The 13,783-nt window shown below is 58.4% G+C and carries 15 protein-coding genes; 9 read left to right on the forward strand and 6 right to left on the reverse strand.

What is annotated here, in order from left to right:
* Nucleotides 1-323 precede the first annotated feature (323 nt).
* Entirely contained in the window at nucleotides 324-1,523 is a 1,200-nt protein-coding gene (gene tyrS / locus DCO47_RS21050) for a tyrosine--tRNA ligase (RefSeq protein WP_042610446.1), read from the reverse strand.
* Nucleotides 1,524-1,735: 212 nt separating this feature from the next.
* Here tyrS and DCO47_RS21060 point away from each other — a divergent pair, with 212 nt between their 5' ends.
* Both DCO47_RS21060 and DCO47_RS21065 read left to right on the forward strand, forming a co-directional pair.
* Complete coding sequence (locus tag DCO47_RS21060; RefSeq protein ID WP_116658846.1) at nucleotides 1,736-3,160, forward strand: peptidoglycan DD-metalloendopeptidase family protein; 1,425 nt, start codon at nucleotides 1,736-1,738, stop codon at nucleotides 3,158-3,160.
* A 3-nt stretch (nucleotides 3,161-3,163) separates the two neighbouring features.
* Complete coding sequence (locus tag DCO47_RS21065; RefSeq protein WP_116658847.1) at nucleotides 3,164-4,255, forward strand: anhydro-N-acetylmuramic acid kinase; 1,092 nt, start codon at nucleotides 3,164-3,166, stop codon at nucleotides 4,253-4,255.
* A gap of 69 nt (nucleotides 4,256-4,324) precedes the next feature.
* Here the strand turns inward: DCO47_RS21065 and erpA are convergent, their stop codons facing one another.
* Complete coding sequence (erpA, locus tag DCO47_RS21070; protein ID WP_007918905.1) at nucleotides 4,325-4,675, reverse strand: iron-sulfur cluster insertion protein ErpA; 351 nt, start codon at nucleotides 4,673-4,675, stop codon at nucleotides 4,325-4,327.
* 168 nt (nucleotides 4,676-4,843) lie between these two features.
* The gene (argC, locus tag DCO47_RS21075) at nucleotides 4,844-5,878 is read right to left on the reverse strand and encodes an N-acetyl-gamma-glutamyl-phosphate reductase (protein WP_042610443.1); all 1,035 of its coding nucleotides are present in this window, start codon (nucleotides 5,876-5,878) and stop codon (nucleotides 4,844-4,846) included.
* A gap of 134 nt (nucleotides 5,879-6,012) precedes the next feature.
* Between argC and hemJ the strand changes: the two genes are divergently transcribed.
* The 6 genes from hemJ (at nucleotide 6,013) to coq7 (ending at nucleotide 10,556) form a co-directional block, all read left to right on the forward strand.
* On the forward strand, nucleotides 6,013-6,441 hold the full coding sequence (gene hemJ / locus DCO47_RS21080) for a protoporphyrinogen oxidase HemJ (protein ID WP_039757756.1): 429 nt from the start codon (nucleotides 6,013-6,015) through the stop codon (nucleotides 6,439-6,441).
* A 33-nt stretch (nucleotides 6,442-6,474) separates the two neighbouring features.
* The gene (locus DCO47_RS21085; protein ID WP_116658848.1) at nucleotides 6,475-7,443 is read left to right on the forward strand and encodes a nitronate monooxygenase family protein; all 969 of its coding nucleotides are present in this window, start codon (nucleotides 6,475-6,477) and stop codon (nucleotides 7,441-7,443) included.
* Between the two features lie 78 nt (nucleotides 7,444-7,521).
* On the forward strand, nucleotides 7,522-8,469 hold the full coding sequence (locus DCO47_RS21090; protein WP_116658849.1) for a DUF805 domain-containing protein: 948 nt from the start codon (nucleotides 7,522-7,524) through the stop codon (nucleotides 8,467-8,469).
* Nucleotides 8,470-8,530: 61 nt separating this feature from the next.
* Nucleotides 8,531-9,319, forward strand: a complete 789-nt coding sequence (locus tag DCO47_RS21095; protein WP_116658850.1) for an SDR family oxidoreductase — start codon at nucleotides 8,531-8,533, stop codon at nucleotides 9,317-9,319.
* Nucleotides 9,320-9,375: 56 nt separating this feature from the next.
* The gene (locus DCO47_RS21100; RefSeq protein WP_016772924.1) at nucleotides 9,376-9,714 is read left to right on the forward strand and encodes a histidine triad nucleotide-binding protein; all 339 of its coding nucleotides are present in this window, start codon (nucleotides 9,376-9,378) and stop codon (nucleotides 9,712-9,714) included.
* 194 nt (nucleotides 9,715-9,908) lie between these two features.
* Nucleotides 9,909-10,556 carry a 2-polyprenyl-3-methyl-6-methoxy-1,4-benzoquinone monooxygenase gene (gene coq7, locus DCO47_RS21105; protein WP_065616568.1) on the forward strand — a complete coding sequence of 216 codons (648 nt, stop codon included), beginning with the start codon at nucleotides 9,909-9,911 and terminating at the stop codon, nucleotides 10,554-10,556.
* 118 nt (nucleotides 10,557-10,674) lie between these two features.
* Here coq7 and speD read toward each other — a convergent pair whose 3' ends face one another.
* A complete protein-coding gene (gene speD / locus DCO47_RS21110) occupies nucleotides 10,675-11,469 on the reverse strand; it encodes an adenosylmethionine decarboxylase (RefSeq protein ID WP_024014530.1) in 795 nt (264 codons plus the stop codon).
* A 237-nt stretch (nucleotides 11,470-11,706) separates the two neighbouring features.
* A complete protein-coding gene (locus DCO47_RS21115; protein ID WP_016772921.1) occupies nucleotides 11,707-12,129 on the reverse strand; it encodes an OsmC family protein in 423 nt (140 codons plus the stop codon).
* 235 nt (nucleotides 12,130-12,364) lie between these two features.
* On the opposite strand from DCO47_RS21115, the gene crp reads away from it, so the two are divergent.
* Nucleotides 12,365-13,009 carry a cAMP-activated global transcriptional regulator CRP gene (gene crp, locus DCO47_RS21120; protein WP_042610435.1) on the forward strand — a complete coding sequence of 215 codons (645 nt, stop codon included), beginning with the start codon at nucleotides 12,365-12,367 and terminating at the stop codon, nucleotides 13,007-13,009.
* A gap of 9 nt (nucleotides 13,010-13,018) precedes the next feature.
* Here crp and DCO47_RS21125 read toward each other — a convergent pair whose 3' ends face one another.
* Nucleotides 13,019-13,720 (reverse strand): lipoate--protein ligase family protein, encoded by a 702-nt coding sequence (locus DCO47_RS21125; protein WP_116658851.1) that lies wholly within the window; start codon nucleotides 13,718-13,720, stop codon nucleotides 13,019-13,021.
* Nucleotides 13,721-13,783 lie beyond the last annotated feature (63 nt).

Here is a 13,783-nt window from a genome sequence, read left to right on the forward strand (position 1 = left end):
TATTTTCAGAAGTTTTCGAAGAATTCTTCAACAACTTCAACCACTTGCGCTTCCGATCTCTCGTTAGCGGGAGGCGAATTCTACAGCGTTAATCGCTGCCGTCAACACCTCTTTTTCTCCGCTTTCGACCGAGAAGATCGAGCCGTTAAAAGAGCCAAACATCACTGATCTTTCAACTCCTTCCAGGCTTCGATGATCTGAAGCGAGCCGCTGTCGAAAACTGCGTAACTCTTTGAATCTCAAGGAGTTTTCCGTTTCGACTGCGCCGGAAGTGGGGCGAATTATAGACCTCTGGAATTCGCCGTCAACCCCTAATTCCAACTTTATTCAGATTTCAGCGTGATACGCGCAAAAGCCTTCTTACCGGCCTGACAAACGTGAGTCGCGCCCACTACATATATAAAGGAGCGATCAACCACCTCACCATCAACGCGCACTCCGCCAGCCGCCAACAGATCACGCGCTGCTGCCGAGTTCTTCACCAGGCCTGCCTTATTAAGAACGGCAGCGATCGGCATGTCCTCAGCCGAAGCCAGTTCGATCTCAGGCAAATCGTCCGGAAGCTCGCCATCCTTCATGCGATTGCCAGCCCCACGATGAGCATTCGCTGCAGCTTCTTCACCATGGAAACGCGCAACAATCTCTTCAGCCAGCTTGATCTTGATGTCACGCGGGTTCGCACCAGCTTCAACGTCAGCCCGGAATGCATCGATCTCATCCATGGACCGGAAGCTCAGCAATTCAAAGTAACGCCACATCAGCGCATCCGGAATGGAAACCAGCTTGCTGTACATGACGCCCGGCGCTTCCTGGATACCGACGTAGTTGCCCAGCGACTTGGACATCTTCTTCACGCCATCCAGACCTTCCAGCAATGGCATGGTCAGAATGCACTGAGCCTCCTGACCATACCCACGCTGCAGTTCACGCCCCATCAGCAAATTGAATTTCTGATCTGTACCGCCCAGTTCGACATCCGCGCGCAGTGCGACCGAGTCGTAGCCCTGCACCAGCGGATAGAGGAACTCGTGAATAGCGATTGGCTGATTGGTGGTGTAGCGCTTGTCGAAGTCATCGCGCTCGAGCATGCGGGCGACGGTGTATTGCGACGTCAGACGAATGAAATCCGCCGGCCCCATCTTGTCCATCCAGGTGGAGTTGAAGGCAACTTCGGTTTTCGCCGGATCAAGAATTTTGAAAACCTGAGTCTTGTAGGTTTCGGCATTCTCGAGAACCTGTTCGCGCGTCAGCGGCGGTCGCGTTGCGCTCTTGCCACTCGGGTCGCCGATCATCCCGGTGAAGTCACCAATAAGGAAGATCACCTGATGCCCCAGCTCCTGGAACTGACGCAGCTTATTAATAAGCACGGTATGACCCAGATGCAGATCCGGAGCGGTAGGGTCGAAACCAGCCTTGATACGCAGCGGTTGGCCGCGTTTGAGCTTCTCGACCAGCTCGGACTCGACCAACAGTTCTTCCGCACCACGTTTAATCAGCGCTAGCTGCTCTTCAACCGACTTCATAACAGACCCGCAAGGCTCAGATTCAAAGGGAACCAACCATACAAGAACGCGCACCAATTACAAGTTTTGCCCGGCGCACGGACAGCAATCCACAGGCCCGAGGTCTGTGGACTTGCTTCAGAGATGATTTGGTTATATTTTATACAGTTATTTCATCTTCATCATGTCATTCATCTTTTCCAATTCATCTATTTCAAAGTCAAAAATTACCTATGACCACAGAACCGTCTAAAGCGCCCCCGCTTTACCCGAAGACCCACCTGCTCGCCGCAAGTGGAATCGCCGCCCTTCTCAGTCTGGCGTTGCTGGTATTTCCCTCCAGCGATGTTGAAGCCAAAAAGACGACTCTGAGTCTTGAACTGGAAAGTCCTGCTGAACAACTGACACAAGATCAAGACGCTGCCGATGCAGCTCAAGCCACAACCGAACCCGCAGCTTCCCCGTTCGCACAAATCGAAAACAGCGACGAAAATGCCGCGCAAACAGCCGAAACTGCGCCGGCGCCTGTTGCGGCTGCTGAGAAACCAAAAGAGCCTGGTCACCGCGAGGTCGTGGTTTCCAAAGGCGATACGCTGTCTACCCTGTTTGAAAAGGTCGGTCTGCCAGCAGCCTCTGTGCACGAAGTACTGGCAAGCGACAAGCAGGCCAAACAGTTCAGCCAGCTCAAGCGTGGTCAGAAACTCGAATTCGAACTGAGTCCGGAAGGACAGTTGACCAGCTTGCACAGCAAGGTCAGCGACGTTGAAACCATTACCCTGACCAAGAACGATAAGGGCTATTCGTTCAACCGTGTCACCGCCAAGCCAACGGTTCGCACTGCCTACGTTCATGGCGTCATCAACAGCTCGCTTTCGCAGTCCGCTGCGCGCGCCGGCCTCTCTCACAGCCTGACGATGGATATGGCCAGCGTCTTCGGCTACGACGTCGACTTTGCTCAGGACATCCGTCAGGGTGACGAATTCGATGTGATCTACGAGCAGAAAGTCATCAACGGCAAGGCAGTCGGCACCGGCCCGATCCTTTCCGCGCGCTTCACCAACCGTGGCAAGACCTACACCGCCGTTCGCTACACCAACAAACAAGGCAACAGCAGCTATTACACCGCCGATGGCAACAGCATGCGCAAGGCTTTCATCCGGACGCCGGTTGACTTCGCCCGCATCAGCTCGAAGTTCTCCATGGGCCGCAAGCACCCGATTCTCAACAAGATCCGCGCCCATAAAGGTGTTGATTACGCTGCTCCACGGGGCACGCCGATCAAGGCTGCCGGTGACGGCAAAGTATTACTGGCCGGTCGTCGTGGCGGTTACGGCAACACCGTGATCATCCAGCATGGCAACACTTACCGTACGCTCTATGGCCACATGCAGGGTTTCGCCAAAGGCGTGAAAACCGGCGGTACCGTCAAGCAGGGTCAAGTCATTGGCTACATCGGTACCACCGGCCTTTCTACTGGCCCACATTTACATTACGAATTCCAGGTGAACGGCGTTCACGTCGATCCGCTGGGCCAGAAGCTGCCAATGGCCGATCCGATCGCCAAGTCCGAGCGCGCGCGTTTCCTGGCGCAGAGCCAGCCGCTGATGGCGCGCATGGATCAAGAGAAGGCCACCATGCTGGCTTCGAGCAAGCGCTAAGCGATGGCCCTGTATATCGGTGTGATGTCCGGAACCAGTCTCGACGGGCTGGACATCGCCCTGATCGAACAGACCTCGGCGATCAAACTGATCGCCACCCACTACCTGCCAATGCCTGATTCCCTGCGCGCCGAGCTGCTTGGCCTGTGTGCCAGCGGCCCCGACGAGATCGCCCGTTCGGCGATTGCCCAGCAACACTGGGTCGAGCTCGCAGCCTCAGGTATTCATGCCCTCCTCGCTCAACAACAGCTCCAACCCGATGCCATCCGCGCTATCGGCAGCCACGGTCAGACCATTCGCCATGAACCGGCACGCGGCTTCACCGTGCAGATCGGTAACCCAGCCCTGCTGACAGAGTTGACCGGCATTACCGTCGTCAGTGATTTCCGCAGCCGCGATGTTGCGGCGGGCGGCCAGGGTGCACCTCTGGTGCCAGCGTTTCACGAAGCTTTGTTTGAAGAGCGTACCGGTAACCAGGCAGTCTTGAATGTAGGCGGATTCAGCAATCTCAGCCTGATTGAGCCAAGCAAACCTGTAGCCGGTTTCGACTGCGGTCCGGGGAATGTTCTGATGGACGCCTGGATTCACCGGCAACGCGGCGAAAACTATGACCGGGGCGGGCAGTGGGCTGCGACCGGTACGGTTCAGCCAACCCTGCTCAAAGCACTGCTCAGCGACCCGTTCTTCGTGACCAAAGGCCCGAAGAGTACCGGCCGTGAAGTGTTCAATCTGCCTTGGCTGGAACAGCATCTTTCACGCCTGCCGAGCCTTGCGGCCGAAGACGTTCAGGCCACGCTGCTCGAACTGACGGCGCTGACCATCGTCGAGTCGCTGCAAAGTGCTCAATCGGACACGCAGGAACTGCTGGTCTGTGGCGGCGGCGCACATAACGCCACACTGATGAAACGACTGGCGGATCTACTGCCGAACACTAAGGTCGCCAGCACCGCAACTCACGGCGTCGATCCGGATTGGGTGGAAGCCATGGCCTTCGCGTGGCTCGCTCATTGCTGCCTGGAAGGGATTGCCGCCAACCGGCCAAGCGTCACCGGTGCTCGCGGTCTGCGCGTACTCGGCGCTATCTACCCGGCATAATCTCCGCACACAAAAACGCCGCAGAACCGAAAGGCTCTGCGGCGTTTTGTTGTGTGCGGTGAAGTGCGATCAGATCGAGAACGACGATCCGCAACCACATGTCGTTGTGGCATTCGGGTTCTTGATCACGAAGCGCGAACCTTCCAGACCTTCCTGATAATCCACCTCGGCACCGGCCAGGTACTGGAAGCTCATCGGATCGACCACCAGGCTCACGCCTTCGCGCTCGACGATGGTGTCGTCATCGGCCACGTCTTCATCGAAGGTGAAACCGTATTGAAACCCAGAACAACCGCCGCCCGTAACGAATACGCGCAGCTTCAAGCGATCATTCCCCTCTTCATCGACCAGGCTCTTCACCTTGTGCGCAGCACCTTGAGTGAATTGCAAAGCCGTGGGGGTGAAGGATTCGACGCTCATGCTGACTATCTCCCGGCGTTACGCCGCCATAATGCGTGATGACGCGCATTATCCGCTTGTCCTAGAAAATTGGTCAACTATTAGAGGAGCAGCGGCAAGCTTCGAGCGCTGAGCTTCAAGCCTGCTGCTGATCTCTTGTAGCTAGTGGCTTGAAGCTCGTAGCAGCTTTTAAGGAAGCATGCCGGCGTGGGACAGGCCGAAGCGCTCGTCCAGTCCGAACAGGATGTTCATGTTCTGCACCGCCTGGCCCGAGGCACCTTTGACGAGATTGTCGATCACCGAAAGTACCACCACCAGATCGCCATCCTGCGGACGATGCACAGCAATGCGGCAGACGTTGGCGCCGCGCACGCTGCGGGTTTCCGGGTGGCTACCGGCTGGCATTACATCGACGAACGGTTCGTTGGCGTAGCGCTTTTCGAACAGCGCCTGCAGATCCACCGAGCGATCGACCACGGTCGCATAGAGCGTGGAATGAATACCGCGAATCATCGGCGTCAGGTGCGGTACGAAGGTCAGGCCGACATCCTTGCCCGCCGCGCGACGCAGACCCTGGCGAATTTCCGGCAGGTGGCGATGACCTTTTACCGCATAGGCCTTCATGCTTTCCGACGTCTCGGAGTACAAAGAACCTACAGCCGCGCCACGCCCGGCACCGCTGACGCCGGATTTGCAGTCGGCGATCAGGCGCGAAGCGTCGGCCAGCCCTGCTTCAAGCAATGGAAGAAAGCCCAGTTGCGTAGCGGTTGGGTAGCAACCCGGCACCGCGATCAGGCGCGCTTTCTTGATCTGCTCGCGATTGACTTCCGGCAAACCGTAGACAGCTTCGTCCAGCAGTTCTGGCGCGCCGTGCGGCTGGCCGTACCACTTGGCCCATTCATCAGCGTCTTGCAGACGGAAGTCGGCCGACAGATCAATGACCTTGGTGCCCGCCGCCAGCAGTTCGCCTGCCAAGGCGTGAGCCACACCGTGTGGCGTGGCGAAGAACACCACATCGCAGGCGCCGAGGGTTTTCACGTCCGGCACGCTGAACGCCAGGCCGTCGTAGTGGCCGCGCAGGTTCGGGTACATGTCAGCCACGGCCAGACCGGCCTCGGATCGGGAAGTGATGACGACCACTTCTGCCTGCGGATGCTGTGCCAACAGACGCAGCAGTTCGACACCGGTGTAACCCGTGCCGCCGACGATACCGACCTTGACCATAAACCTGCCCTCAACGAACCCACTGGAAAGCCGTCGATAATAGGGGCCGCGCGCGCCTGCGACAACCGCCAAGGTGACGCGCGGGCGCTCAAGCCACTACTATCTGGCTACCGTGAATGAGGGAATAACCAAAAATGCTCTATCTATGGCTTAAAGCGTTTCACATCGTCAGCGTCGTCTGCTGGTTTGCCGGGCTGTTCTACTTGCCGCGCCTGTTCGTTTACCACGCACAAAGTGCAGACACGATCAGCCAGGAACGCTTCAGCGTCATGGAGCGCAAGCTGTATCGCGGCATCATGGGCCCGGCGATGATCGCCACGCTGATCTTCGGTGGCTGGCTGATCTACCTCAACCCGTCACTCTTCAGCCAGGGCGGCTGGATCCACGCCAAGCTGACCCTGGTCGTATTGCTGATCGGCTACCACCACATGTGCGGCGCGCAGGTAAAACGCTTTGCCCGTGGCGAAAACACCCGCAGCCATGTCTTTTATCGCTGGTTCAATGAAGTGCCGGTTCTGATATTGCTGGCTATCGTAATTCTGGTCGTGGTCAAGCCGTTCTAACTTCAATCAATACAGATCTTCGGGGTGTTCTCAATGTCGCTGCCCGCTCTGCTCGAAAAACGCCTGCGTCTGCCCGTCGTAGCGGCGCCGATGTTTCTGATTTCCAATCCGGAGCTGGTGCTCGCCTGCTGCCGCAATGGCGTGGTCGGCAGCTTTCCGGCGCTGAACCAGCGCGAGAGCAGCGGATTCAAGGCCTGGCTGGAACAGATCGAGGCGGGCCTGGCGACGCTGGATAATCCGGCCCCTTATGCCGTGAACCTGATTGTTCACCACAGCAACCCGCGCCTGCAGGCGGATCTGGACATCTGCGTCGAGCACAAGGTACCGATTGTCATCACCAGCCTAGGCGCGGTGAAGGAACTGGTCGACGCGGTGCACAGCTATGGCGGCCTGGTGTTTCACGACGTGACCACGCGGCGCCATGCCGAGAAAGCCGCTGACGCCGGGGTCGACGGACTGATTGCCGTCGCAGCCGGTGCCGGTGGGCATGCCGGCACCTGGAGTCCGTTTGCGCTGATTGCCGAAATCCGCGAGTTTTTCGACAAGACGCTGTTGCTTGCAGGATGTTTGAACCACGGCCATGAGATTCTCGCCGCGCAGCTGCTCGGCGCGGATTTGGCCTACTTCGGTACGCGATTTATCGGCACCACCGAAAGTCACGCACCTGACGCCTACAAAGACATGCTGCTGACAGCCAAGGCTGCCGACATCATTCATACTCCAGCGGTGTCGGGAGTGCCGGCCAGCTTCATGCGCCAGAGTCTGGAAGCGGCCGGTTTCGACATGGCAGCGCTACAAGGCAAGGGCGAGGTGAATTTCGGCGACAAGCTCAAGCCGATCAATGATGAGGCCAAAGCCTGGAAGACCGTGTGGTCGGCGGGCCAGGGTGTTGGTCAGATTGACGATCTGCCAAGCGTGGACCAGTTGATTGCGCGGCTGGACGCGGAATATCGTCAAGCCCAAACGCGCGCTGCACAGCTGCCACAACGCTGGCCGCGCTGAGAGATACCCGGCCAGTCACTATCAGGCTGGCCTCGACTTGATACCTGCAAACCCAATCGCGACAAGGATGCCTCGGCCATGAGCGAACCCCGTTACAAGATCGTCTTCGACGGCGCGCTGCAACCTGGCGTCGACCTTACCACTGCCAAACTGAATCTGGCGGATCTGTTCAAAAGCGATGTGGCCGCCATCGAGCGCCTGTTCAGTGGCCGCGCCGTCGCCCTCAAACGGGATTTATCCCACAGCGATGCCCAGACGTATCTGCAAGCGTTGAGCAAAACCGGGATCGATGCGCGGATCGAAGCGGAAACTGCCATTGAGCTGAGTCTGGCAGATGTCCACGATAACCCTGCAGCGGTGGCCGAACCGGACTCGCCCTACGCCCCGCCACGCGCGAACGTCGGAGAAAGCCTGCCAGCGTTCGCCACGCTCAAGCCATTCAGTGTCGAAGGCCGGATCGGTCGCCTGCGCTTTCTGGCCTGGACCATGGTCTTGAGTCTGGTGGCCCTGCCCATCGTCGGCGTGTTCGCCTTGATTGCGTTGGGACTGGTCAGCGGCGACTCGACAACCGGCCTGATTTTCGGCGGGATTCTGGCCGTCTTCCTGTTTATTGGCTTCATGATCGTCAGCATTCTGTTCAGCGTTCAGCGCCTGCACGATATCGGCTGGTCAGGCTGGCTGTGGTTGCTGAATCTGGTGCCGTTCGTGGGCATCTTCTTCCCACTGGTGATCATGGTCGTCCCCGGCAATACCGGCGCCAACCGCTATGGCCCGCCGCCGCCGCCCAACAGCACAGCGGTCAAAGTGCTGTGCTCATTGTGGATCGTGTTCTTCGCGCTGATTTTTGCCGGCGGCCTCCTTGGTGGCTTCTCCGCTGTGCAAGAGGAGTACGAAAGCAATCTGGAAAGCAGTTATGACAGCGGCTCGGTGACCACCGACGAAGTTGAGGTCGTCGAACCGCCAGCGATTTCCGCCGACGAGGCAGCCGAACCGGCGCAGGCCCCTGTAGACTCTGCGCAAGAATGAACAGCGCTCCTCGCCGTGACAACCGCGTCGCCGGCGCGGAGCTGTTGCGATGGAGAACTGCATGACCCGTTACGCTCTGATCACTGGCGCCTCCAGCGGCATCGGCCTGGCCATGGCCGAAGCGCTGGCCCGGCGTGGCCGCAGTCTGATTCTGGTGGCACGACAGCGTGATCAGCTGGAAAGTATCGCCATCGAGCTGACCCAGCGCTTCGATGTCGAAGTGTTGTTTCGTGCCTGCGACCTCGGCGAACCGTTGCGCCTGTCCGGCTTTTTGCTGGAGCTCGAAGAAGGTGACCGGCAGATCGATCTGCTGGTCAACTGCGCCGGTATCGGCACGTGCGGCCCGTTTCTCGCGCAGGACTGGATGACCGAACAGGACCTCATCGAGGTCAACATCCTGGCCCTCACTCGCCTTTGCCATGCGGTCGGCAACAGCATGGCGCTACTGGGAGGCGGGCAGATTCTGAACGTCGCCTCGGTGGCCGCTTACAGCCCCGGCCCATGGATGAGCACTTACTACGCCAGCAAAGCCTACGTGCTGCACTTTTCCGAAGCCCTGCGCGTCGAGCTCAAACAAAGCGGCGTGCAAGTCTCGGTGCTGTGCCCTGGCCCGACACGTACACCGTTCTTCCGTACCGCACAAATGAGTAGCGAAAAGATCGAAAGCAGCAACTCGCTGATGAGTCCGGAAGAGGTCGCGCTGCATGCCGTGCGTGCACTGGATAAAAATCGCGCAATCATCATTCCGGGACGACGCAACCGCTGGCTGGCGTTCCTGCCGCGGCTGGGTTCGCGCTGGCTTAACCGGACGATTGTCGGCATGGTCAACAAAGCTTACTGCCCCCGCTAGGAAGACGACTTCGAAGCGGTACACTCGATTCAGCCCAACTCAACGGAGAAACAGCAGTGGATACTCTGTTCACCAAGATCATCAACCGGGAAATCCCGGCCAATATCATTTACGAGGACGACCAGGTTCTGGCCTTCCACGACATCGCCCCACAAGCTCCGGTGCACTTTCTGGTAATCCCGAAAAAACCGGTGCGCACGCTCAATGACCTGACCGAAGACGACAAGGCGCTGGCCGGGCACATCCTGTTCACTGCGCAGCGTCTGGCGCTGGAACTGGGTTGCGAAGAGGGCTTTCGCGTGGTGATGAACTGCAATGAACTTGGCGGGCAGACTGTCTATCACATTCATATGCACGTGCTGGGGCAGCGTCAGATGAACTGGCCGCCGGGCTGATTGGCGACAACCGACTGTGGGAACGAGCCTGCTCGCGAAGGCGTCGATACATTCAACACTTCAGTATCCGATAATCCGCTTTCGCGAGCAGGCTCGCTCCCACAAAGAGCAAAATCAGCAGCCAATGACCCAGCGCAAACCCTCGCCGGCCGATTCGGTTAAACTGGCCGCCGAGATTCTTCCCGGAGGTCAGCATGACTACCCAACGTCACTACTCGCCCATAGACCGTCTTCTGCTGCAAGCCGATGCCGCGATGCGCACGCTGTTGCCCTTCAGTGGCCAGCCGTACCGTCCATCGCCAGCGATTCTGCAGCCGGACACGCAGATGAGCGACGAAGACACCCGCCACGTCGCCGGCCTGATGCGCATCAACCACACCGGTGAAGTCTGCGCCCAGGCGCTGTACCAGGGCCAAGCACTGACCGCCAAGTTGCCGCAAGTACGTCAAGCCATGGAGCACGCGGCTGAAGAAGAGATCGATCATCTGGTCTGGTGCGAGCAGCGCATTCACCAACTGGGTAGCCACACCAGCGTGCTGAATCCACTGTTTTACGGCATGTCGTTCGGCATCGGCGCGGTCGCCGGACTGATCAGCGACAAGGTCAGTCTTGGTTTCGTCGCGGCGACCGAGCATCAGGTGTGCAAGCACCTGAATGAGCATCTGGAGCAATTGCCGGCCGAGGACGAGAAGTCCCGGGCGATTCTCGAGCAGATGCGCATCGATGAACAACATCACGCGGAAAGTGCTCTGGATGCGGGCGGGTTTCGTTTTCCGGCGCCGGTGAAGTTCGGGATGAGTCTGTTGGCGAAAGTGATGACCAAGAGTACCTATCGGATTTGAGATCTGGGTCGATGCTGATGGCCTCATCGCGAGCAGACTCACTCTTACAGGGCTCCGTATTCCAGCAATAAAAAAGGCGACTGCCGTGAGGGAGTCGCCTTTTTTGTGTCCGGGAATCTTAGGTCGGCATGTTTCGCGCGTAGAAGATTTCCAGCATTTCGTGTTTCACACGGTCGGTCACCTGGGCACGTTGCTCGGGCGAAAGATTGCTGGTGGCGTCGCCGAAAAGGTAGTTGTCCAGTTCGAAGTTCTTCAACAGCATCTTGGTGTGGAACAGGTTTTCCTGGTACACGTTCACGTCGGTCATCTGGTACGCGTCGCGGGTGTCTTCGGAGAGGTAGTTCTGGATCGAGTTGATTTCGTGGTCGATGAAGTGCTTGTTGCCCTCAACGTCGCGGGTGAAGCCGCGCACACGGTAATCCACGGTCACGATGTCCGAATCGAACTGGTGAATGAGGAAGTTGAGCGCTTTGAGCGGTGAAATGACACCACAGGTCGACACGTCGATATCCACACGGAAGGTCGCAATACCATCGTCCGGATGGATTTCCGGGTAGGTGTGTACCGTGATGTGGCTCTTGTCGAGGTGGGCCAGAATGATTTCGGGCAACGGGCCCGGCGATTCTTCGATCTGGCTGTCAGTCGGGGTTACCGGCTCTTCCGAAATCAGAATCGTGACGCTGGCGCCCTGGGGTTCATAGTCCTGACTGGCGATGTTCAGGATGTTGGCACCAATGATCTCGACAACTTCTGTGAGAATCTGCGTCAGGCGTTTCGCGTTGTACTCTTGATTGATGTACTCGACGTAAGCCTGCTGGTCTTGCGGGGTTTCCGCGTAGCAGATGTCATAGATGTTGAAGCTCAAGGTCTTTGTCAGGTTATTGAACCCGTGGAGCTTGAGTTTGCTTTTCACCGTTAAAAACTCTCTATGTATGCGGCGCGGCCGCGTGATCAAGCATGCCCGTCAAGTGCGAACAACGCACCTGCGTAGGACGGTTAACACCTCTTCGCGATGGCGATTTTGGTTATCTGTTCAGGCGGATGACCTGTCGGCTGACCGATCACTGCCCTGAAAAAAGTGGCGCATTATGCAGACGTCAGCGGGGGATCGCCAGAGTCTGCACTGCTTTTATGATAGTTGAATGTCGGTTCAACCGAGTTCAACGATTTCATAGTCATGGGTAATCGCCACGCCGGCCGCGCCGAGCATGATCGACGCGGAGCAATACTTCTCGGCCGACAGCTCGATGGCGCGCTTGACCTGGGCTTCTTTCAGGCCCCGGCCCTTGACTACGAAGTGCATGTGGATCTTGGTAAAGACCTTGGGATCTTCAGTCGCGCGCTCGGCGTCGAGGAAGGCTTCGCAGCTTTCAACGGCCTGTCGCGACTTCTTCAGGATGCTGACCACGTCGAAGTTGCTGCACCCGCCGACACCCAGCAAGAGCATCTCCATCGGGCGAACCCCGAGGTTACGGCCACCGGCGTCCGGCGGACCGTCCATCACCACGACATGACCGCTGCCCGATTCGCCGAGGAACATGGCTTCGCCAGCCCATTGGATGCGTGCCTTCATCGCCCAGACTCCACTGTAAAAAAAGGGTCGCCAGCTTAGCACAGGGCTTTGTCCCGGCAGGAGCGACGTCCTAGGACGGATGCTGTCTGGCTGTAGGTAATTTCTCGAATTTTCGACGAAGTGTCTGGTAAGCTGGCGCCAATTCGCTGGCGCCCATTCGTCAGCCCTGTAGCGACCGCCTTCAGCGCCTCATAAAAACTCAAACATCACCGTGCAGTCTTTTCGGGATACAACCATGGTTGCTATTACCCCCACACCCAAAATCAAGAACATCGACAAGCTGCTGATGCATTGCCAGCGCCGGCGTCATGCGGCCAAGAGCAACATCATCTGCGCCGGCGATCGCTCGGACACGCTGTACTTCATCATCAAGGGCTCGGTCACCATCCTCATCGAAGACGACGATGGTCGCGAGATGATCATCGCCTATCTGAACGCCGGGGATTTCTTCGGCGAACTGGGCCTGTTCGAACAAGCCGGCCACGAACAGGAACGCAGCGCCTGGGTGCGGGCCAAGGTCGAATGCGAAACCGCGGAAATCAGTTACGCCAAGTTCCGCGAACTGTCGCAACAGGACCCAGACATTCTTTACGCACTCAGCGGACAAATCGCACAACGCCTGCGCAATACCACGCGCAAAGTCGGCGACCTGGCGTTTTTCGACGTCACCGGTCGAGTCGCTCGGTGCCTGCTGGAACTGTGCAAACAGCCGGACGCCATGACGCACCCGGATGGCATGCAGATCAAAGTCACCCGCCAGGAAATCGGTCGGATCGTCGGTTGTTCACGAGAGATGGTCGGCCGCGTGCTCAAGGATCTTGAAGAACGCAACTTGGTCGACGTGAAGGGCAAGACCATGGTGGTCTTCGGGACACGCTAAGCCTGCAAATCAGGCGCTGTAGATCTGCGCCAGCATCAAACGAAACAGCTCATCGAGACGCGCCAACGCTTGTGGCGCGTTGAATTTCTCATGCAAGGCGATGTGGCTTTGCGCCCTCACCCGTTGCTCCAGCCCGCAGGCTTCATTGAAGCGATTGACCGCGGCGACCATCGACTCGCGCTCGTCATCCATCAGCATCGCCCCGTGCACCAGACCCACCGGACGTTGTCCGCCCTGGCTCTGACGCCAGCGCTGGGCGGTGCCGACCATCTTGCGGCCGTCGAGATTGACGTTGAAGCGGCCATCGCAGAATGCACCGTCGATTTCCCCCACCGACGATGTGCCACCCAACTCATCCAGCAACTGACAGATCGGATCGCACAGGCGACGATAGCCGGTTTCGATGCGGTTCAAGTCGCCTTCGCTGCGAGGCGGGGCATAGACCAGAGCAATGTTGATGGTTGCAGCAGATTGCGGCACCGGCTCGCCGCCGGTTTCTCGCAGCAGCACCGGCCAGCCGGCGGCAGCGGAGACTTCGCAGGCGTGGGCGAATTGCGGGAGACGGTTGAGGCGGCGCGGCATGACCAGCGCGCGGTCGGTGGGTTGCCAGAACAGCAGATCGAATTCGGCGTCGCCGGCGCAGACCGAGGCCAACAAGTCCTGTTCGGCTTGCAAGCCGGATTCGATGGTCAGGGGGGTTGGCAGCGACATGGGGGCTCCGGCAGATTGAATCTCTTTAGCGGAATTCAGGGCCTCTTCGCGAGCAGGCTCGCT

It is taken from the genome of Pseudomonas sp. NDM (assembly GCF_003105095.1).
GTDB lineage: Bacteria > Pseudomonadota > Gammaproteobacteria > Pseudomonadales > Pseudomonadaceae > Aquipseudomonas > Aquipseudomonas moraviensis_A.